The sequence below is a fragment of the Pseudomonas hefeiensis genome (genome assembly GCF_030687835.1).
Classification (GTDB): Bacteria; Pseudomonadota; Gammaproteobacteria; order Pseudomonadales; family Pseudomonadaceae; genus Aquipseudomonas; species Aquipseudomonas hefeiensis.
Genome location: NZ_CP117449.1, coordinates 88117 through 107211, shown reverse-complemented (window position 1 = coordinate 107211; position 19095 = coordinate 88117). Strand labels below are relative to the sequence as shown.

Genomic DNA, 19095 nt, shown 5'->3' with positions numbered 1-19095 from the left:
GCGAACCTACGAAGCCCGGACTTTCAAGGAGGCAAATGAATCTTATCTTGGAAAAGACGAACCAAGTCCGTTGGTTCACTAATATGCTTGAAGTATTTGATGCTGCGAACATTGCGCCGCAAAATTATGATTGGTTCGTCAGCGATATCGAAACTAATTGGGCGCCTGCGGGTTTTTCACCGATTGATCAATGGTTTTCTGGCGACGCACTCGCGTCCTTTATACGTGAACATGAGGTGCAGTTCATTTGGGCGGTATTTAGTGCCGTACCTAAAGGGTTTCGTTCATCGCCTTCGTTTCCACCATACGTCGAGGGTAACCCCAGATATTGGGATGGGACAGAGCCAACTCCTCAACTCGATGGTGCCTTATTTGAAATCGTATGCTGGGACAGTAGCGGCACCATCCTGATTAATCTACCTGCGCAAGCCGCTCACTCATTTATGGTTAGATATCCCGACACCCGACCATTGGCGACCGCCAAAGCCTGACCCTGCTCTCAATATCTATAAAACTGAACAAAAATAAAGCAGACCAGCATCAGGACAATAGATTCGTTACCGCTCCAACGGCTACATGGTTGCAACGAATGGTTCCGCCAACGCCCCAGATCGAGACGATATCCACCAGAATCGATAAATCTTCTGATCGCTTCAGGTCAATTGATTCAAGCACGTTTTGTTGATTGAACTCTGTCAGTGCAAGATCGTGGATATCACTGAGTATCAGCTCAACCAGCAAACTTTTCTGGCAAACGTATTCAAGGTCCGCCGTCCCAACGCCAACCGCTTCATGCTCACGGTAGTGAACGCAGAGCTTCGCTACCGTAACCGAATCGACGCCCGGAAGCGCGCGCGATACCGAAAAAGAGATCACCTCTGCATCGTGAAACGATGGCCAGAAACCAATAGCTTCAATCACACTCTCCGCTCCGCTTATCAGTTCTGCGGGTTTCACGGCCTGCCTCCAAGATGATGTCATTAACTGATAATCGTCAGATACGAAGCAATCAGCAAGCAATTGTGCAACGACTGCATCTCACGCTATAGATATGTTAAGCAGAAAAAAGCCAAAATCGATAGGCTCACTTAGTGATGACTTCAAATGTGTTGCTTTGGGTCGATAACAGCTAGGCAGCAGGTGAATCCTCGAGGTTTGTGGCTTCGTCTCTGATCAGGGGGCGTATAACGCGGGAGGTCGCTCTGGTGGTTTTATGAGCTTTCAGACCAATGAATAGAAGGATACGCAGGTATGGACAGTGTTTTCAGGGTCGAGCCAGGTGCAGAGGCAGTCGTTGGACATTGCGACTCTTGCGGTCACGAGACACGAACCTTTCGCGGTTTTGTCTTCAATCACGAGGATGCCTATGCGGTGTACCTGTGCACATATACGGCATCACATCCCGAGTTTGGGGTTGCCATGGTCGTAAGCCTGAGAGGCTGGGGTGACGGCGCGGATACAGCGGCCAAAGAGTGTGTAGCCCTAGAGTGGGAAAATGGCGACAGCGGACCTGGTTGTCGTGTAATCGACGCCTCTGAAACATCTTGGGTAAGCAATAGCATCCTCGGCCAAATGCTGTCCAGAGAGCAGGCCATGGCGTCCGGTCGTGCTTCCGAAGCGTTCAGCGTCACCGATGCTGTCTGGGCGGGGGATGAGCGCTTATCGCTAGCCCTGAAGGAAACTCAAGCTGATTTTTCTCGTCGCGAGGGACCAGGCGGTGTGTGAGCAAACTGAAGATGCGACCGAAGAGGAATTAACGTAACCGTCCGGCCAGCACCCTCTCCTGAAAGCCCTCCAAATTAGCCAAGATAGTGGACACCATTTTTTAGTGGACACTATCTTGGATACCGTTGCCCTAGCCCGTCGAACCGGCCGCCGCCCCAACTTCTCGCTGGCGTTCAAACGCCAAGTCGTCGAGGCGACCCTCCAGCCTGGCGCCTCCGTGTCGTTGATCGCTCGTGAGCATGACGTCAATGCCAACCTGGTGTTTCGCTGGCGGCATCAATATCAGGAAGGGGTATTCGGCGTCGTCAGCCAGAGCGCAACGCTTCTGCCCGTCCAGGTGATGGAGGCGCCAATCGATCTGCCGCACGTCGTCCAGCCACAGGCGGAGTGTCATTCCGAGATCGCAGTTGAGGTCGGAAAAGCCAAGTTGCGTATCATGGGCGCACCCGATCCGCAGACGCTGCAATTCGTCTTGCAGCAGTTGCTGCGATGATTGCCCCGCCCGCTGGAACCCGTATCTGGATCGCCGCCGGCGTCACGGATATGCGCCGTGGCTTCGATGGTTTAGCGGCACTGGTGCAGACACAGTTGGAAGCCGACCCGTTTTCCGGTCAGATATTTGCCTTTCGCGGACGGCGCGGTGACCGGATCAAGCTGTTGTGGTGGGATGGCGACGGCTTGTGTCTGTTTTGCAAACGGTTGGAACAAGGGCGCTTCGTCTGGCCGCAAGCAACCAGCGGCAGCGTGTCGCTGACGCCTGCGCAGTTATCGATGCTGTTGGAAGGCATTGATTGGCGCAGGCCAATTCGTACAGCGCCTGTCCTCGCAGTCTGACTTGCCGCGCTGAAAAAATCCCCAGTAACATGCGGTCATGACTCTCGTGACCGACTCCCTGCCGAACGATCTTCAAGCCTTGAAGACTCTGGTCTCTGCCCAGCGGGCAGAGATTGAGCGCTTGAAAATGATGATCGCCAAGCTGCGTCGTACGCAGTTCGGTCGCAGCTCCGAGCAACTGGACGCGATGATCGATCAACTCCAGTTGAGCCTCGAAGAGCTGCAAGTCAGCCAAGCCGAAATGACAACGCCAGTCGAACCGGCACCTCGCGCAGTTTCGCGCCGCAAACCATTGCCCGAACACCTGCCTCGCGAAACTCACGTGCATCAGCCCGAGTCGCAATGCACGGGCTGCGGTGGGAAGCTTCGCTATTTGGGTGAGGATGTGTCCGAAGTGCTGGAGTACGTTCCGGCACGTTTCAAAGTTATTTGCCATGTCCGTCCGAAGTGGGTCTGTCGCTGCTGCGAGCACATCGCCCAGGTGCCGGCGCCGAGTCGTCCGATAGCCCGAGGCCTTGCAGGCCCGGGGTTGTTGGCCCATGTGCTGGTCTCCAAGTTTGTTGATCATTTGCCGTTGTATCGGCAGTCCGAGATCTACGCCCGTGAGGGCGTCGAGCTGGAGCGCTCAACCCTGGCCGACTGGGTGGGCCAGAGCAGTCAGTTGCTCAGGCCGCTGATCAACGCCCTTGAGCACCACGTCATGAGCGGTCACAAAGTCCATGCAGACGACACGCCGATTGGCGTGCTCGCGCCGGGCAACGGCAAGACCAAAACGGCTCGCCTGTGGACATACGTGCGGGACGACCGGCCTGCGGGTGACTCGACACCGGCGGCGGTCTGGTTTGCCTACTCGTCGGATCGCAAGGGGCAACATCCGCGCGCTCATCTCAAGGGCTTTAGCGGGATCTTGCAGGCTGACGGCTACGCCGGTTTTTCAGCTGTATGCGACGGGCACTATTGAGGAAGCTGCATGCTGGGCTCACGCCCGGCGCAAGTTTTACGATGTCTACAAAGACTTGGCTTCACCCCTTGCCGCCGAGGCGCTGCAACGGATTGCAGCCCTGTATGCCATCGAAAGTGAGATCCGAGGGCAGCCGCCTAACCTGCGAAAAACGGTTCGGCAAAGTCGGGCCAGTCCGCTGCTGGAGCACCTGCACACATGGCTTAATCAGACGCTGACTCAACTGTCGAAAAAGTCGGCATTGGGCGGTGCAATCCTCTATGCCCTCAACCGGTGGCAGGCCTTAACGCGCTACTGCAATGACGGCCGAATCGAAATCGACAACAACGCCGCCGAACGGGCGCTACGCGCCGTCGCGCTGGGCCGCAAAAACTACCTGTTTGCCGGTTCCGATGTCGGCGGAGAACGAGCCGCTGCGATTTACAGCCTGGTGGGTACTGCCAAGCTAAACGGGTTAAACCCACAGGCCTATCTGGCCTACGTACTTGAGCACATTGCCGAACACTCGATCAATCGGGTGAGCGAGTTGCTGCCTTGGAACATTTCTTTGAATCACACTGAACACTGCGAGGCCACCTGATCCATGGTTAAAACTGTCCGTTTACCCAAACCCGCCCCCGACCTGTTACTGCTGCACATCGAGCTGAAGTGGATCACTCCGAAGATTTGGCGTCGGTTCGCGGTGCCTGAAAACATCACCTTGGGCAAGCTGCACCATGTCATCCAGGTCGTGATGGGCTGGAGTGATAGCCATCTGCATGAGTTTGAAATTGCTGGTGAGAATTACGGCATGCCCGACCCTGATGGTTGGGGGCCGACGGTGAACCCGGAATCCCGTAAAACGCTGATCAAGGCGCTAAGCGGAAAGCGGACATTCAATTATCTCTACGACTTTGGTGACAGCTGGCATCACAGTATCAAGGTCGAAAAAACGCTACCCGCTGTTGCCTGTCCTCAGGTGCCGTACTGCATCGACGGCGCCAATGCTTGCCCACCGGAAGACGTGGGTGGCGGGCCTGGTTACGAGGAGTTTCTGGAGGCGATGGGCAACCCCGATCATCCAGAGCATGACGCCATGGTTGAATGGCATGGCGATGTTTTTGATCCGGCGACATTTGAGTGCGAGCGCGTGAACCAGTGGTTTAAACGGATTAAGGTTTGAGTTGCAAGGCGGTGTAGCTCGGACGCTTACGAATTAACCACTTGTATTCATGACCTATTCCTTAATCAGGAATATCTGTACTGGAGGAGAAAGCTGAAATTTTTCTCTGAAGATAGGTGGCACCCGTTAATCGAATGTTTGGCGAGTTGCAATGCGCCGGTTGATGAGTTCCTGGCTTTCGGGCGGAGCATCTATCCGAAGCTCGTTTTCAGCTACACCGAAGCACCCGATTATGCAGAGTCTCAAATGCTGATGGTGCAATTTACGGTATCGGGAAGCATGTGGCACTGTCTCGCGTGGCACTGTCCAGAGCGAAGTTAAATCTTAAATTCGATATTTTACTGTTCTGACGGCCTGCTTCTGGCCGGCAGCCGTACCTAGGGGATGTCCGCTCTGGCCGTTTTCTGCCTTTACGACAAGAGGCGCGCACGACTGACTACCAAGGCGGTAGGCCGGTAGTCTGTCAGACGTTATCACTCGGTCGATCTCGGCCATTGCGCCGCCCTGCCAGCTTCTGCATCAAGAATGCAGGTCGTCCCATCAATGTCATTCAAGTCTGGGCCCGTAAAGCCTATCTGCCCTCAATCACAAGTACTGGTTTTTCATTGCAGATAATGTCTATCCACTCATCTGTGACAATTGCCAAATGAAAAATTGGATCATCTTTATAGATACCAAGTGAATCATTATGTAGCCATGCTAAAAAATCTGAATTCTCAACTAAGAAAAATGAGGTTTCGATTTCCTTGGGTATCAGCTGCAACGAAACAAGCCTCATGCTCTCGTTTGCTATGCGTATTGCGGTGGGAAGTTGAATGAAGTCTAAATAAAGTCTTCTACCTGCACTTCCTGATTCTTTAAGATGAACGCGCATGCCGCTGTCATAGGTTATTCGTTCGAAGGTTACTCTACCTAAAGCAGGCAAGCCTAATGCACTCCATGGACGGAATATTTGTGTATTCATGTCAACATCCTTTAGTCGTAATGTATCTGATCACCGGCTCTTTTTCCGTCAGGTCTTTGTATTTCGATGGTTCGCCGACCGTTGCTGCTATTGGGACGAACAAGGGCTCGCCTACCGTCTTCTAAATTCACACGCACACCGTTACCATTGTCTCCCACATTTGAGGGATTCATGCAGGCAAAAATCTTTGTTGGCTTCATCGAAGCCGCCAGGTCTTAGCGACTGACAACAGGCCTGTCCAGTGGCTGCTTCTGGCTGGCTGGTTCTCTGCCGGTCGCTTCTTCAGCGGGTATCGGTCAATGCCTGATGCAAACGGTGGTCAGCACCAACGCAATTGGCGGGTCAATGGGAACGAATACGGACAGTCCCGTGGGATGCAATTTCGCAAACAAGATTTTGGTTGGGTCACATTCACTGGAACTGGATGTCAGCACCACTGGAATACACACCCGCCGTCAGGCACGGGTTAACGGGTAGCCAGGCAAGATGCACCGACCGCCGTCGCCCGACGCAACTGCGACATGACGTTCCCCGCCGTAATCACCGCCGTAGGCGACATTGGGCAACTGCTCGCGGCCAGCGCCTCTGCGACCCAGGTATTGCAGGTATAAAACAGCGAATAGCGACCCTCGGCCTGGTAGAACCGGCTCTCTCCATACAGGCCAGGCCCGAGCACCGCCAAGGTGCCCGTCGCTGAGTGGGTGAAGGTCCCGGCCACGAACGCGAGCAGTCGTTGGTAGCCGTCCTCCGTCACCCGCACCTCGACGACCTCGCTTGCGGCGAAACGCTGCCTGGGGTCACCGTCAATCTTGACCGCATGCAGCACGGTTGCCGTCGACCCGAACAAGGCTCGCAGGGCGAGGCTCAAGGTGGCCTGTGGGGCTCGGTAAAAATCCTCGTCACCCCAACCGAACTCAACGAAGTCGCCGTCGCTGAACGCTTCGGCCAGTGCGGGAAGCACCTGAAGCAGATCGGGGCGCGCAATTACCAAGCCGGTATGCAGGCCATGATTCACTACATAGAAGGACCGCCAATCGCCACCCTCGCCCCTCGGCGGGTCCGACGCGGTAGCGCAGCCGAACAGCGTGAGGATCAGGGCCAGCACTACAATGCGCATACACAAGGGCTCGCTCACTTAAGGGGACCACTTAAGAGGACGGATTTATTTTCTGATATTAATCCATCCACCTTTCCCGCTCAGCCAACCTACTCAAACCGCCGCCGCTTCATGAACAACCCCATCCCTATCCCCACGGCAAAAACCGACAGCAACCCCAGATCAAACCCCAACAAGCGGGTCTGACCGGCCAAAACGCAGCCAACCGCACCCGCCGCCACCAACACCACGCCTAGCCACTTGCGTAGCAGATAGGGTTTGAGGAATCGATCGAGCAGAAAGGACACCACCAAGGCAATGACCAATTGAGTAATTACGGACATGTACGTCTCCAGTCAGGTCTTGATGATCAATGTCGAGAGGGTGCGTTGCGGGCCGATGCCGATGCCGATGCCGATCAGCTAAGCCGCAAACCTGTGGGAGCAAAGCTTGCTCGCGATTGGGCCAGGTCAGTCGACAACGGGTTTGGCTGGTCTACCGCTATCGCGAGCAAGCTTTGCTCCCACAGGTTTTGCGCCGGCTGAGCTTTTAGCGGATCAACAGTGGATTGGGGGTGAATAGAGAAGCAAAGGAGAAAAAGGGACAGATTTATTTCCAGCAAATAATTCTGTCCCCTTTTCACACTGCACCGCTCATCTCCACCTCGGACTACCTGAGCCGCTGAACCGTTGCACCGAGTGGGTAGATGGACGGCCATGCGCGTTCGTCTGCCTGCCGTTTTCGTAGTCTATGCTCATCGTCTGGACCGATCTGGCATGGAGGCTGCCCTCCGCTATATATGGGTTGAGTGAGGTGGGCGATGCAGCTGATCTGTTCAGAGTTCGACGAATTCGAAGAAGCGTTATACGGGGTGCAAGGCCGGTACGTGCTGCGCACGCGACAGCAGCGCGACTGGCAACTCAACGTCGTTGACTTGAACGGCGTAGCACTGATGAGTGGCCGCGAGGGCGCCAGCACGGTTTACACCGGCATCGGCCTGCCAGGTTACTTCAACATCTTCCTGCCGCTGACGGGGCATGAGTCCACGGTGGTCGACGGCCATCCCTTCAATCGCCGACGAATCGGCTGGATGGTGCCCAATGCCATGTTCCACATCAACGCGAAAAGTCCGGCCCGTTGGCTGACGGTGGCGATGTCCTGCGAGTTAGTGCTCCGTTGGGCGTCGGTACGTGAAGATGAGTTCGACTTTTGCGTGTTGCATCGCAACTTGGTCAGCAACGCCCAGCGCAATCTCGGCCCATTGTTGTGGCTGGCACGTCGTCTGTTCCACATCGAAGCCCAAGCCCCTGAGGTTCTGCACAACGAGGAAGCTGAGGAGGCCGCGCGCCGGGAGGTGATGGATGTGGTCTTCCGCATGCTGCTGCCCGTAGACCCGCTTCACGCCGCACCACGGCACCATCGCGATCACCGAGAGATACTCAAGCGTGCATTGGAGTTGCTGGATACGCTGGAGATCCAGTCCGTTTACACTGAAGACATCTGTCAGGCCGCCTGTGCCTCGGAGCGCACTGTACGCAATGTATTCAACGAATACCTCGGTATGAGTCCTCATCGGTATCTGATGATCCGCCGCTTGCATGGGATGCGTGATGCCATCCGACATGCAGGCCCTGACGATACGATCACCAGCATTTGCGCACGTTTTGGGGTCTGGGATTTTGGCCGTTTCGCCAGCCTGTACCGCCAGTATTTTGGAACGCTGCCGGCGCAATCGCTCAGGGCCACGAAGGCGTTGTCGCATCCATGATGCTTGAGACGTTCACAGCAGCGTCCGAATCAGGGTTTGGCGGGGGTATTCCCCGAACAGCCTCCGATAATCGGACGCCATTCGTCCACTGTCGGAAAAACCGAAGCGCGAGGCGATATCACTGACGGATGTCGTGTTGGCGTTGGCTACTGACAGTGCGGCACGGACCAGATGTAGCCTGCGAATGTGCAAGTAACGATTCGGCCCTATACCGAATACCTCTTTGAAAATGGAGCGCAAGGTGCGTTCGCTAATGCTTGCATGGCGGCACAAATCGGATAGGCGAATCGGTTTTTCCTCATACACAAGCAGTAGGTCCAGCACCTTGGCGACGCTTTCCTGGTGTTTGGCACCTTGCCATCCGGCTCGCAGTTTTTTTGGGTGTTCCGCGTGTTGGGGCGAGACAGGGACCTTTTGCATTTCAACCTGCCATTCAACTCGTTTCAGGTCGGCTAAGGGTCTCTTAACTCACTGCACTGAACTACGTAAAACAGGCAAAAACACTGAGTGCATGGATCGGCGAAGCTTCGATTCTAATTGCCGTTTTTACGTAGCTCAGCGGCTTTGGCATTGGGATCATCGGCGGCATGTCATAGATGAACTTTCCACAAGGTCATTAATCATGAGCAGTCAGGTGCTAGCAAACTCCACTCGCAGAAGCGTCATCAAAGCCCCCGTTGAGAACAACGAAGAGGAAACGCCTCTTTTCGCTGCTGACATCCAGGGTAAAGCGTTTTTCCAAGCGAACGCACAGGCGTCTGAATCCAATCCCCCTCAAAAAACCATGGAGTGCATAAAACCATGAGTACCTTCACCACCAAAGATGGCGTGGAAATCTATTACAAGGATTGGGGCAAGGGCCCGGTCGTCGTGTTCAGCCATGGCTGGCCGCTGGACGCGGACAGTTGGGAATCACAGATGTATCACCTGGCCCTTAACGGCTTTCGTTGCATTGCCCATGACCGCCGCGGCCACGGCCGTTCCAGTCAACCCTGGGATGGCAATGACATGGACCACTATGCCGATGACCTGGCCCAATTGCTCGACCACCTGGATGTGAGGGATGCCACGTTGTTCGGTTTCTCCACAGGCGGAGGCGAGGTGGCGAGATACATTGGTCGTCATGGCACCAAGCGAGTGAAGAAGGCCGGCCTCATTTCTGCCGTCCCACCGCTGATGGTCAAGACCGAAGCCAATCCCGGCGGCCTGCCCATTAAAGTCTTCGATGACATCCGCGCAGCCTTCCTGGCCGACAGGTCGCAGCTATTCATCGACATCCCGAGCGGTCCTTTCTTTGGCTACAACCGCCCTGGTGCGAAGCCATCGCAAGGGGTCATCAACGCCTGGTGGATGCAAGGCATGTTGGGTGGGCACAAGAACACTTACGACAGCATTAAGGCCTTCTCGGAAACCGATTTCACGCAAGATTTGAAAAAGTTCGACGTACCAACGCTGATTATCCACGGTGACGATGACCAGATCGTTCCTATCGATGCGGCAGGTCGTGCTTCAGCCAAACTGATCAAGAACAGCAAATTGATCGTCTACGAAGGCGCCCCTCATGGCATTACCGACACCCATAAAGAACGACTGAATGCCGACCTTTTGGCATTTGTAAAATCCTGAGAAGCACATAGCCGGAACGGCGCATGGTCCCTTCGACTGGAGGCATTCTTATGTTGGGTATGACACCTTTCGGCATGCTGCATACAGCCCTCGCCCTGATAGCAGTGGCAGGGGCAATTGTTACGCTCCTGAGTCACGGCGAAATCAGCTTTCGCACACGATCGGGGCGAATCTATGTGTGGTTCACCGTAGCAACCAGTATCACTGGGCTGTTTATCTTTCACCACGGAGGTTTTGGCGCTCCGCATGTCCTGTCGATCACAACACTAATCGTGTTGGCCATTGCCTATTTGGCAGAGACCCGCGCCAGCCAGCGTGGCCTTTCGCGGTACATTGCCGCTTTGGGTTACTCACTGACTTTCTTCTTCCACTTCATCCCCGGTCTCACTGAGACGGGAACAAGAGTGCCCGTGGGCCACCCAGTTTTTGCTGGTCCGCAGGACCCAACACTCAAGATGCTAGTAGGGGGCTGTTTCCTGATTTACCTAGCAGGCGCGGCCGCGCAAATTGTAAGTATTCGAAGGACACAACGACTCGCCCGTATTGCATGACGCGGTTCGCTGCCGGCCGTATCGTGGTGGAGGGCCGTTGACGCGAACACCGGATGACACGGCGTTACTGATTTGGCTGGAGTGGAGGGGGCCAACTACTTATGTGACCGTCTAAACTTCCTACGCATACATTAACTATCAACCCGCGCAGGTCGCTGAAGCCTCCTGCCCATGAAGGAGCACGCCATGCGTTATCGCATTTTCGGCAACACCGGCCTGCGGGTATCTTCGCTAGCGCTCGGCACCGGCAACTTCGGTAAAGGATGGGGCTATGGCTCCGAGCCGGACGAGGCACGTAAAATCTACAACGGCTACCGTGAAGCGGGGGGCAACTTCATCGATACGGCCGATCAATATCAATTTGGCCAGTCGGAATCAATGCTCGGCGATTTCGTGGCTACCGAGCGCGATGAAGTCGTGCTGGCGACTAAATTCTCACTCGGTGATTCACCCGGTGCTGGCGTTCTGCGCTCCGGCAATAGCCGCAAAGCCATGCTCAGCTCGGTGGAAGTAAGCCTTAAGCGCCTCAAGACGGATCGAATTGATCTTTTGTGGGTGCATATGCCCGATGGCGTAACGCCTATCGACGAAATTGTACGGGGTCTGGACGACCTGATCCGCTCTGGCAAAGTGCTTTATAGCGGACTGTCCAACTTTCCGGCTTGGCGTGTGGCAACGGCAGCCACCCTGGCCGAGCTTCGTGGTTGGTCTGCGATATCGGCGGTGCAATTGGAGCACAGCCTGGTGGAGCGGTCGGCCGAACGCGAACTTCTGCCGATGGCGGCTGCATTCAATTTGGGAACGGTCGGGTGGTCACCGCTAGGAGGTGGTTTGCTGACAGGTAAATACCGCAAAGGGGAAACCGGTCGTGCCCAGGGTTTGGGGGCGGTTATCCACGACGAGAGCAGCGAGCGCAAGACCACGACTGTGGATTCAGTATTGGCGATCGCCGAAGAGACCGGCCATACACCGGGTCAGATCGCAATCGCCTGGGTGCTGGCCAAGGGAACACTCCCCATCATTGGTCCACGCACGCCGGAGCAGATGGCCGATAACCTTGCGTCAGCAGACGTTCACCTGACGGCGGATCAACTGGAGCATCTGGACGCTGTTAGCGCAATAACCCTTGGATTTCCACACGACGTGGTTGCGGCTTCAGGACCCTCGCTTGCCGGAGGCAAGGCAGACCTCATCGATGCAACGAACCGGATTGTTCGATGAGTATTGGGGTCAGCTATCCAGCCCTGACTCGACGGTGCAGGATGCTGGATGAGCAACGGCGACTTTCTACAAAGCCAACAGCATTGGGGCACGGTGGCTGTGCTGGGGCTGCGCTCAAAAAGGGGACAGATTTATTTCCAGCAAATAATTCTGTCCCCTTTTCAGTCAAGGCACAGGTTAGCGAGTAACCAAGCAAGATGCACCGACCGCTGTCGCCCGGCGTAACTGCGACATGACGTTCCCCGCCGTAATCACCGCCGTAGGCGACATTGGGCAACTGCTCGCGGCCAGCGCCTCTGCGACCCAGGTATTGCAGGTATAAAACAGCGAATAGCGACCCTCGGCCTGGTAGAACCGGCTCTCTCCATACAGGCCAGGCCCGAGCACCACCAAGGTGCCCGTCGCTGAGTGGGTGAAGGTCCCGGCCACGAACGCGAGCAGTCGTCGGTAGCCGTCCTCCGTCACCCGCACCTCGACGACCTCGCTTGCGGCGAAACGCCGCCTGGGGTCCCCGTCAATCTTGACCGCATGCAGCACGGTTGCCGTCGACCCGAACAAGGCTCGCAGAGCGAGGCTCAAGGTGGCCTGTGGGGCTCGGTAAAAATCCTCGTCACCCCAACCGAACTCAACGAAGTCGCCGTCGCTGAATTCTTCGGCCAGTGCGGGAAGCACCTGAAGCAGATCGGGGCGCGCAATTATCAACCCGGTATGCAGGCCATGATTCACTACATAGAAGGACCGCCAATCGCCACCCTCGCCCCTCGGCGGGTCCGACGCGGTAGCGCAGCCGAACAGCGTGAGGATCAGGGCCAGCACTACAATGCGCATACACAAGGGCTCGCTCACTTAAGGGGACCACTTAAGAGGACGGATTTATTTTCTGATATTAATCCATCCGCCTTTCCCGCTCAGCCAACCTCCTCAAACCGCCGCCGCTTCATAAACAACCCCATCCCTATCGCCACGGCAAAAGCCGACAGCAACCCCAGATCAAACCCCAACACGCGGGTCTGACCGGCCAAAACGCAGCCAACCGCACCCGCCGCCACCAACACCACGCCTAGCCACTTGCGTAGCAGATAGGGTTTGAGGAATCGATCGAGCAGAAAGGACACCACCAAGGCAATGACCAATTGAGTAATTACGGACATGTACGTCTCCAGCCAGGTCTTGATGATCAATGTCGAGAGGGTGCGTTGCGGGCCGATACCGCCGTTGACCTGCGCCTCTATGCTGACCAGTACGTCGCCCGCATGGTAGGTGGGCAGGATTTCATTGGCATACGTGCGCACACCGGCCCCTACAGATACCGCCACGTAAGACGGGGCCACGGCCTTGGCGGCGGCAGTGAAGGCCGTGGCTGCAAGGTTGGCGATCGTGGTGCGCTGGGTATTGAGGGCATCGCCCTGTTGCCGGGTGAGCGGTTTGGAGATGCCGATCATCATCACGCACGGCAGGTTTTTGGCCAGCATCTTGTCGTACACCTCGACGACCTTGCTGTTGACTTCATAGTGGGCACTTTTCGCTTCGCCAAAATGCAGCTCGCGCAAGCGTCCGCGTTCGCTGTCGGTGAGGGTGATCTGCGAGACGTTGAAGACGACCCCGTGATTGCCCATGTATTGGAAAGTCCCTTCGAACTTCATCGCCCGCATCCTTTTGGGGTAAAGGTGGCGATTCTCTACAACGAGTGGATTGGATTCAAATCATTTCATCTTGCTGGATCGGGGAGCGGTGAATGCCGGTCAGTTAAGCCACAAACCTGTGGGAGCAAAGTTTGCTCGCGATTGGGGCAGGTCTGTCGACAACGGGTTTGGCTGGTCTACCGCTATCGCGAGCAAGCTTTGCTCCCACAGATTTTGCGTCGGCTGAGCTTTTAGCGGATCGGCAGTGGAATGGGGGGTGGGCTTTTTCAAGAAACGGGACGGATTTATTTTCATTAATTCACCTGCTTCCTTTTCCCCTAACCCAGTAGCAACAAATCCCCCCGCTCACCCGCAGGCCAGATGTCTCTCAATCAACCTTGCCACCTCATCTGCATGCGTAAAGCCCAGACTGTGATCGGCGCCAGGGAAAACGTGTAGCTGCGCACGGGGTAACAGTTGAGCAAGGCGCTGGCCGACACGAACGGGGCTGATCGGGTCAGCATCTCCCCAGAGGAGCAGGACCGGCATGCGCAACTCGGCCAACCGGAGCGTGAGGTCAGTGCGGTCGTCGAGAAACCACCTCGGCAGTGTCGGGTTGGCGGCAGCAAAATCCGGGCGCCAGTCTTCCGCGTCCAGATCAGACATATTCACCCCGCCAGAGGTGACGGTCAGCGTCAGGTGCGTGATCAGCTCAGGGCGTTCAAGCGCTGCAAGCACCGCAACGATACCGCCCATGGACTGCGCCACCAGCGCTGTGGGCCGGTCGATCTCGGCCAGCACGCACCTCGCCAGATCTTCCATGCCGGTTATGCCAGGCACGGGCGGAGTGTCTCCAAAGCCGGGCCAGCCGATATGGACCTGCTGCGCCGGGTGGGCCAAGCGCTCGGCAACCGGGTGCCAGAACTGGGTGTTACCAGAAGCGCCGGGCAGGAAGAGCAGTTTGGTGGGGGATGCAATCACGGGTTCGGTCCTTGAAGGTGGGATTGAAAGAGTCAGCAGGAGGACAAACGGATGCCGCAAGCTTCGGCGACCACTTCGCAATGAGAGCCGCCGGCAAGTGAAGGGCCGTTCTTGGCTAGTACCGATCAGTCAAGCCGCAAATCTGTGGGAGCAAAGCTTGCTCGCGATTGGGGCAGGTCAGTCGACAACGGGTTTGGCTGGTCTATCGCTATCGCGAGCAAGCTTTGCTCCCACAGATTTTGCGCTGTCTGAGCTTTTAGCGGATCGGCAGTGGGTTGGGGGGTGGGCTTTTTTGTGAGTGCTTCGCACTGGAGCGCCAGCCCGGTCAAGCGGGAGCAAGCTCCCTCGCCACGGGGGCTGTGCTGGGGCTGAGAGTTTGTCAGGGGTGGCGATCCAGTTTCTTGAGGAACACGGTCATTTCCTTTTCCGCCTGTTTGTCGCCGTGGGCGCGGGCGGCTTCAAGGCCTTGTTCCCAGGCTTGGCGGGCTGCCGGTAGGTCGCCCTGGCCTTGGTGGGCCTTGCCTAGTAGCTTCCAAGCCGCCGAATACTTGGGGTCGAGTTCGACGCAGCGTTGGAAGTGTTCGGCGGCGCGGGCGAATTCGCCGAGGTCCAGGTAGCCCTTGCCCAGGCCGAAGCGCAGCAGGGAGTTATCCACACCCTTGGCGAGCATTTTTTCCAGGGAGTCGAGCATGGGGGCGTCCTTATCTGTTGTGTCAGGGGTTGATCGGTTGGGAATGAGATCGCTATCGCGGGCAAGCCTTGCTCCCACAGAGACCTCCACAGGGAGTTCCACAGAGTCTGGACTGTGGAACATCTGTGGGAGCAAGGCTTGCCCGCGATGAGGCCATGACTGCCACCGCAAATTCTGGATCAGAAGAAACTCAACCCCACATGGAACAGTTTCTCGACGTCGCGAATGTGCTTTTTGTCCACCAGGAACAGGATCACATGGTCGCCGGTCTGGATCATGGTGTCGTCATGGGCGATGAGCACTTGTTCGTCGCGGATGATTGCGCCGATGGTGGTGCCTGGCGGCAGGCCGAGGTCGCGGATGGCCTTGCCGATGACTTTGCTGGACTTGGCGTCGCCATGGGCAATCGCCTCGATGGCTTCGGCCGCGCCACGGCGCAGGGAGTGTACGCTGACGATGTCGCCGCGCCGCACGTGGGCCAGCAAGGTGCCGATGGTTGCCAGTTGCGGGCTGATGGCGATGTCGATCTCGCCACCCTGGATCAGGTCGACGTAGGCCGGGTTGTTGATGATGGTCATCACCTTCTTCGCCCCCAGGCGCTTGGCCAGCAGCGAGGACATGATGTTGGCTTCGTCGTCGTTGGTCAGGGCCAGGAAGATGTCCGCGTCGGCGATGTTTTCTTCCAGCAGCAAGTCACGGTCCGAGGCGCTGCCCTGCAGCACCACGGTGCTGTCGAGGTTATCCGAGAGGTAACGGCAGCGCGCCGGGTTCATCTCGATGATCTTGACCTGATAGCGGCTTTCGATGGCTTCGGCCAGGCGCTCGCCGATCTGGCCGCCGCCGGCAATCACGATGCGCTTGTTGTTTTCGTCGAGACGGCGCATTTCGCTCATCACCGCGCGGATATTGGCCTTGGCGGCGATGAAAAATACCTCGTCGTCCGCTTCGATCACCGTATCGCCCTGGGGCAGGATCGGCCGGTCACGGCGGAAAATTGCCGCGACCCGCGTTTCCACGTTCGGCATGTGCTCGCGCAGCTGGCGCAGTTGCTGGCCCACCAGCGGTCCGCCGTAGTAGGCCTTGACCGCGACCAATTGCGCCTTGCCTTCGGCAAAGTCGATCACCTGCAAGGCGCCCGGGTGTTCGATCAGGCGCTTGATGTAGTTGGTCACCACTTGCTCGGGGCTGATCAGTACATCGACCGGGATCGCTTCGTTGTCGAACAGATCGGCGCGGGTCAGGTAGGCCGCCTCGCGCACCCGGGCGATCTTGGTCGGGGTGTGGAACAGCGTGTGAGCGACCTGGCAGGCCACCATGTTGGTTTCATCGCTGTTGGTGACAGCCACCAGCATGTCGGCATCGTCGGCACCGGCCTGACGCAGCACCGTAGGCAATGAGCCACGGCCCTGTACGGTGCGGATGTCGAGGCGGTCACCGAGATCGCGCAGGCGTTCACCGTCGGTGTCGACCACGGTGATGTCGTTGGCTTCACTGGCCAGATGTTCAGCCAGCGAACCGCCGACCTGCCCTGCGCCGAGGATGATGATTTTCATCCGGTCACTCCTATCGAATCGGTTTTAACCGCGTGCGGCGGCGATCTTGATCAGTTTGGCGTAGTAGAACCCGTCGTGGCCGCCCTCTTGGGCCAGCAACTGCCGGCCATGGAGCTGCTTCACCCCGGCCTGGCTGGCAATGTCCAGCTCCCGGGCACCGGGGGTACGGGCGAGGAAGGCTTCGATCACTTCGGTGTTCTCGGTCGGCAATGTCGAACAGGTGGCATACAGCAGCATGCCGCCGACTTCCAGGGTTATCCACAGGGCGTCGAGCAATTGCCCCTGCAATACCGCCAGTGCGGCGATATCGTCCGGCTGACGGGTGAGCTTGATGTCGGGATGACGGCGGATCACGCCGGTGGCCGAACACGGTGCGTCCAGCAGGATGCGCTGGAATGGCTTGCCGTCCCACCAACTGGCGGTGTCACGGCCATCGGCGGCGATCAGTTCGGCGTCCAGGCCAAGGCGCTCGAGGTTTTCCTTCACGCGCACCAGGCGCTTGGCTTCCAGGTCCACCGCCACCACGCCGGCCAGCTTCGGCTCGGCCTCAAGGATGTGGCAGGTCTTGCCACCCGGTGCGCAGCAGGCATCCAGCACGCGTTGGCCGGGCGCCAGCTCCAGCAGGTCGGCAGCCAACTGCGCGGCTTCGTCCTGGACGCTGATCCAGCCGTCGGCAAAGCCCGGCAGCGTGCGTACATCACCGGGGGTTTCCAGCACGATGCCGTCGCGGCTGTACTGGCACGGGATGGCCGGGATGCCCGCCTCGCCCAGTAACGCCAGGTAGGCATCGCGCGTATGGTGGCGACGGTTGACCCGCAGGATCATCGGCGGATGGGCATTGTTGGCCGCGCAGATGGCTTCCCATTGCTCGGGCCAGAAGGCCTTCAGGGATTTTTGCAGCCAGCGCGGGTGGGCGGTGCGCACCACTGGGTCGTGTTCCAGCTCAGCCAGCAGGGCTTCGCTTTCCCGTTGGGCGCGGCGCAGCACGGCATTGAGCAGGGCCTTGGCCCACGGCTTTTTCAGTTTGTCGGCGCAGCCTACGGTTTCACCGATGGCGGCGTGGGCAGGCACGCGGGTGTAGAGCAATTGATAGAGCCCCACCAGCAGCAGTGCTTCAACGTCGGCATCGGCGGCCTTGAACGGTTTCTGCAGCAGCTTGGCCGCCAGGGCCGACAGCCGCGGCTGCCAACGGGCGGTGCCGAACGCCAGGTCCTGGGTGAAACCGCGATCGCGGTCTTCAACCTTGTCCAGTTGGGTCGGCAGGGAGCTGTTGAGTGAGGCTTTTCCGCTCAGGACCGCGGCAAGTGCCTTGGCGGCGGCCAGACGCGGGTTCATGAAGCGTCCGCCACTTGGCCCAGCAGCGTGCCGACGGCAAATTTCTCACGGCGGCTGTTGTACAAATCGCTGAAGTTCAGCGCCTTGCCACCGGGCAATTGCAGACGTGTCAGACACAGCGCCTGCTCACCACAGGCGACAACGAGGCCGTCCTTGCTGGCACCGAGGATTTCACCCGGCGCGCCCTGCCCCTCGGCGCAGCTGGCCGCCAGCACTTTCAGGGCCTCGCCGTTCAAGGTGCTGTGGCAGATCGGCCACGGGTTGAAGGCTCGCACCAGGCGTTCCAGTTCGATGGCCGGGCGGCTCCAGTCGATACGCGCCTCGTCCTTGTTCAGTTTGTGCGCGTAGGTGGCGAGGCTGTCATCCTGCACTTCGCCTTCCAGCGTACCGGCGGCCAGGCCGGCAATGGCCTGGACCACGGCCGGCGGGCCGATGAGCGCGAGGCGGTCGTGCAGGCTGCCGCCGGTGTCTTCGGCGCTGATGGGCGTGCTGACCTTGAGCAGCATCGGCCCGGTGTCCAGGCCGGCTTCCATGCGCATCACCGTGACGCCGCTCTCGGCATCACCGGCTTGCACGGCGCGCTGGATCGGCGCCGCACCGCGCCAGCGTGGCAGCAGCGAGGCGTGGCTGTTGATGCAACCCAGGCGCGGGATATCCAGCACCACTTGGGGCAGGATCAGGCCGTAGGCGACCACCACCATCAAGTCGGGCTTGAGCGCGGCCAATTCGGCCTGGGCCTGAGCGTCCCGCAAGGTCGGCGGCTGCAATACCTGCAGACCGTTCTCCAGGGCCAGTTGCTTGACCGGGCTGGGCATCAGTTTTTGCCCGCGACCGGCCGGCCGATCCGGCTGGGTGTAGACCGCGATGATTTCATGGGGGCTGGCCAGCAGGGCCTTGAGGTGTTCAGCGGCGAACTCGGGAGTGCCGGCAAAGACGATGCGCAGTGGCTCAGTCATGGGAAGCTCTCATTTACAAAGCAGTCGCAAAAGAAAAAGGCTTGCCGCG

At 58.0% G+C, this 19095-nt stretch carries 21 protein-coding genes and 2 pseudogenes; 11 read left to right on the top strand and 12 right to left on the bottom strand.

The window, feature by feature from the left end:
- The first annotated feature begins 35 nt into the window (after positions 1–35).
- A complete protein-coding gene (locus PSH57_RS00500; RefSeq protein WP_305387187.1) occupies positions 36–491 on the top strand; it encodes a hypothetical protein in 456 nt (151 codons plus the stop codon).
- Between the two features lie 49 nt (positions 492–540).
- On the opposite strand, the gene PSH57_RS00495 is transcribed toward PSH57_RS00500, so the two are convergent.
- Complete coding sequence (locus PSH57_RS00495; RefSeq protein ID WP_305387186.1) at positions 541–957, bottom strand: Imm50 family immunity protein; 417 nt, start codon at positions 955–957, stop codon at positions 541–543.
- A 294-nt stretch (positions 958–1251) separates the two neighbouring features.
- Between PSH57_RS00495 and PSH57_RS00490 the strand changes: the two genes are divergently transcribed.
- The 5 genes and pseudogenes from PSH57_RS00490 to PSH57_RS00470 all read left to right on the top strand — a co-directional run bounded on the left by PSH57_RS00490 (position 1252) and on the right by PSH57_RS00470 (position 4682).
- Entirely contained in the window at positions 1252–1725 is a 474-nt protein-coding gene (locus tag PSH57_RS00490) for a hypothetical protein (protein ID WP_305387184.1), read from the top strand.
- 115 nt (positions 1726–1840) lie between these two features.
- The gene (gene tnpA, locus PSH57_RS29160; RefSeq protein WP_422766044.1) at positions 1841–2218 is read left to right on the top strand and encodes an IS66-like element accessory protein TnpA; all 378 of its coding nucleotides are present in this window, start codon (positions 1841–1843) and stop codon (positions 2216–2218) included.
- The gene (gene tnpB, locus PSH57_RS00480; RefSeq protein WP_034138746.1) at positions 2215–2559 is read left to right on the top strand and encodes an IS66 family insertion sequence element accessory protein TnpB; all 345 of its coding nucleotides are present in this window, start codon (positions 2215–2217) and stop codon (positions 2557–2559) included. The genes tnpA and tnpB overlap by 4 nt, the downstream gene beginning before the upstream one ends.
- Positions 2560–2596: 37 nt before the next feature.
- A pseudogene (gene tnpC, locus PSH57_RS00475) lies at positions 2597–4100 on the top strand (IS66 family transposase).
- Positions 4101–4103: 3 nt separating this feature from the next.
- Positions 4104–4682: a plasmid pRiA4b ORF-3 family protein gene (locus PSH57_RS00470; RefSeq protein WP_305384618.1), complete on the top strand. Its 579-nt coding sequence runs from the start codon at positions 4104–4106 to the stop codon at positions 4680–4682.
- A gap of 571 nt (positions 4683–5253) precedes the next feature.
- Here PSH57_RS00470 and PSH57_RS00465 read toward each other — a convergent pair.
- From PSH57_RS00465 to PSH57_RS00455, 3 genes are all read right to left on the bottom strand, one after another.
- Positions 5254–5646, bottom strand: coding sequence for a hypothetical protein (locus PSH57_RS00465; protein ID WP_305387182.1), 393 nt, complete (start codon positions 5644–5646; stop codon positions 5254–5256).
- 466 nt (positions 5647–6112) lie between these two features.
- Positions 6113–6763, bottom strand: a complete 651-nt coding sequence (locus PSH57_RS00460; RefSeq protein ID WP_305387180.1) for a DUF2459 domain-containing protein — start codon at positions 6761–6763, stop codon at positions 6113–6115.
- Positions 6764–6852: 89 nt separating this feature from the next.
- Complete coding sequence (locus tag PSH57_RS00455; RefSeq protein WP_305387178.1) at positions 6853–7086, bottom strand: hypothetical protein; 234 nt, start codon at positions 7084–7086, stop codon at positions 6853–6855.
- Between the two features lie 476 nt (positions 7087–7562).
- Between PSH57_RS00455 and PSH57_RS00450 the strand changes: the two genes are divergently transcribed.
- Positions 7563–8510: a helix-turn-helix domain-containing protein gene (locus PSH57_RS00450; protein ID WP_305387177.1), complete on the top strand. Its 948-nt coding sequence runs from the start codon at positions 7563–7565 to the stop codon at positions 8508–8510.
- Positions 8511–8522: 12 nt separating this feature from the next.
- Here the strand turns inward: PSH57_RS00450 and PSH57_RS00445 are convergent, their stop codons facing one another.
- Positions 8523–8930 carry a helix-turn-helix transcriptional regulator gene (locus tag PSH57_RS00445; RefSeq protein WP_305387176.1) on the bottom strand — a complete coding sequence of 136 codons (408 nt, stop codon included), beginning with the start codon at positions 8928–8930 and terminating at the stop codon, positions 8523–8525.
- Between the two features lie 202 nt (positions 8931–9132).
- Here PSH57_RS00445 and PSH57_RS00440 point away from each other — a divergent pair, with 202 nt between their 5' ends.
- The 4 genes from PSH57_RS00440 (at position 9133) to PSH57_RS00425 (ending at position 11908) form a co-directional block, all read left to right on the top strand.
- Positions 9133–9315, top strand: a complete 183-nt coding sequence (locus PSH57_RS00440; protein ID WP_305444810.1) for a hypothetical protein — start codon at positions 9133–9135, stop codon at positions 9313–9315.
- Complete coding sequence (locus PSH57_RS00435) at positions 9312–10136, top strand: alpha/beta fold hydrolase (protein WP_305387175.1); 825 nt, start codon at positions 9312–9314, stop codon at positions 10134–10136. Before PSH57_RS00440 ends, PSH57_RS00435 begins: the two co-directional genes overlap by 4 nt.
- Before the next feature lie 50 nt (positions 10137–10186).
- Complete coding sequence (locus tag PSH57_RS00430; RefSeq protein WP_305387173.1) at positions 10187–10687, top strand: DUF2306 domain-containing protein; 501 nt, start codon at positions 10187–10189, stop codon at positions 10685–10687.
- A 186-nt stretch (positions 10688–10873) separates the two neighbouring features.
- A complete protein-coding gene (locus tag PSH57_RS00425; protein WP_305387172.1) occupies positions 10874–11908 on the top strand; it encodes an aldo/keto reductase in 1035 nt (344 codons plus the stop codon).
- 177 nt (positions 11909–12085) lie between these two features.
- Here PSH57_RS00425 and PSH57_RS00420 read toward each other — a convergent pair whose 3' ends face one another.
- The 7 genes and pseudogenes from PSH57_RS00420 to fmt form a co-directional block, all read right to left on the bottom strand.
- Positions 12086–12736 (bottom strand): DUF2459 domain-containing protein, encoded by a 651-nt coding sequence (locus PSH57_RS00420; RefSeq protein ID WP_305387170.1) that lies wholly within the window; start codon positions 12734–12736, stop codon positions 12086–12088.
- 338 nt (positions 12737–13074) lie between these two features.
- Positions 13075–13551: pseudogene (locus PSH57_RS29125) on the bottom strand (hypothetical protein); the annotation flags it as partial.
- Positions 13552–13896: 345 nt separating this feature from the next.
- A complete protein-coding gene (locus tag PSH57_RS00410) occupies positions 13897–14511 on the bottom strand; it encodes an alpha/beta fold hydrolase (protein ID WP_305387169.1) in 615 nt (204 codons plus the stop codon).
- 379 nt (positions 14512–14890) lie between these two features.
- The gene (locus PSH57_RS00405) at positions 14891–15202 is read right to left on the bottom strand and encodes a tetratricopeptide repeat protein (protein ID WP_047229821.1); all 312 of its coding nucleotides are present in this window, start codon (positions 15200–15202) and stop codon (positions 14891–14893) included.
- A 179-nt stretch (positions 15203–15381) separates the two neighbouring features.
- The gene (trkA, locus tag PSH57_RS00400; protein ID WP_305387168.1) at positions 15382–16755 is read right to left on the bottom strand and encodes a Trk system potassium transporter TrkA; all 1374 of its coding nucleotides are present in this window, start codon (positions 16753–16755) and stop codon (positions 15382–15384) included.
- Positions 16756–16779: 24 nt separating this feature from the next.
- A complete protein-coding gene (rsmB, locus tag PSH57_RS00395) occupies positions 16780–18090 on the bottom strand; it encodes a 16S rRNA (cytosine(967)-C(5))-methyltransferase RsmB (RefSeq protein ID WP_305387166.1) in 1311 nt (436 codons plus the stop codon).
- Positions 18087–19046 carry a methionyl-tRNA formyltransferase gene (fmt, locus tag PSH57_RS00390; RefSeq protein ID WP_305416263.1) on the bottom strand — a complete coding sequence of 320 codons (960 nt, stop codon included), beginning with the start codon at positions 19044–19046 and terminating at the stop codon, positions 18087–18089. The genes rsmB and fmt overlap by 4 nt, the downstream gene beginning before the upstream one ends.
- Positions 19047–19095: the final 49 nt, after the last annotated feature.

What these genes read in the sequence shown, in the direction of transcription:
- PSH57_RS00500 (WP_305387187.1), top strand. Translation starts at nt 36, where the DNA reads ATGAATCTTATCTTGGAAAAGACGAACCAAGTCCGTTGGTTCACTAAT.
- PSH57_RS00490 (WP_305387184.1), top strand. Translation starts at nt 1,252, where the DNA reads ATGGACAGTGTTTTCAGGGTCGAGCCAGGTGCAGAGGCAGTCGTTGGA.
- tnpB (WP_034138746.1), top strand. Translation starts at nt 2,215, where the DNA reads ATGATTGCCCCGCCCGCTGGAACCCGTATCTGGATCGCCGCCGGCGTC.
- PSH57_RS00470 (WP_305384618.1), top strand. Translation starts at nt 4,104, where the DNA reads ATGGTTAAAACTGTCCGTTTACCCAAACCCGCCCCCGACCTGTTACTG.
- PSH57_RS00465 (WP_305387182.1), bottom strand. Translation starts at nt 5,646, where the DNA reads ATGAATACACAAATATTCCGTCCATGGAGTGCATTAGGCTTGCCTGCT.
- PSH57_RS00460 (WP_305387180.1), bottom strand. Translation starts at nt 6,763, where the DNA reads ATGCGCATTGTAGTGCTGGCCCTGATCCTCACGCTGTTCGGCTGCGCT.
- PSH57_RS00455 (WP_305387178.1), bottom strand. Translation starts at nt 7,086, where the DNA reads ATGTCCGTAATTACTCAATTGGTCATTGCCTTGGTGGTGTCCTTTCTG.
- PSH57_RS00450 (WP_305387177.1), top strand. Translation starts at nt 7,563, where the DNA reads ATGCAGCTGATCTGTTCAGAGTTCGACGAATTCGAAGAAGCGTTATAC.
- PSH57_RS00445 (WP_305387176.1), bottom strand. Translation starts at nt 8,930, where the DNA reads ATGCAAAAGGTCCCTGTCTCGCCCCAACACGCGGAACACCCAAAAAAA.
- PSH57_RS00440 (WP_305444810.1), top strand. Translation starts at nt 9,133, where the DNA reads ATGAGCAGTCAGGTGCTAGCAAACTCCACTCGCAGAAGCGTCATCAAA.
- PSH57_RS00435 (WP_305387175.1), top strand. Translation starts at nt 9,312, where the DNA reads ATGAGTACCTTCACCACCAAAGATGGCGTGGAAATCTATTACAAGGAT.
- PSH57_RS00430 (WP_305387173.1), top strand. Translation starts at nt 10,187, where the DNA reads ATGTTGGGTATGACACCTTTCGGCATGCTGCATACAGCCCTCGCCCTG.
- PSH57_RS00425 (WP_305387172.1), top strand. Translation starts at nt 10,874, where the DNA reads ATGCGTTATCGCATTTTCGGCAACACCGGCCTGCGGGTATCTTCGCTA.
- PSH57_RS00420 (WP_305387170.1), bottom strand. Translation starts at nt 12,736, where the DNA reads ATGCGCATTGTAGTGCTGGCCCTGATCCTCACGCTGTTCGGCTGCGCT.
- PSH57_RS00405 (WP_047229821.1), bottom strand. Translation starts at nt 15,202, where the DNA reads ATGCTCGACTCCCTGGAAAAAATGCTCGCCAAGGGTGTGGATAACTCC.
- trkA (WP_305387168.1), bottom strand. Translation starts at nt 16,755, where the DNA reads ATGAAAATCATCATCCTCGGCGCAGGGCAGGTCGGCGGTTCGCTGGCT.
- rsmB (WP_305387166.1), bottom strand. Translation starts at nt 18,090, where the DNA reads ATGAACCCGCGTCTGGCCGCCGCCAAGGCACTTGCCGCGGTCCTGAGC.
- fmt (WP_305416263.1), bottom strand. Translation starts at nt 19,046, where the DNA reads ATGACTGAGCCACTGCGCATCGTCTTTGCCGGCACTCCCGAGTTCGCC.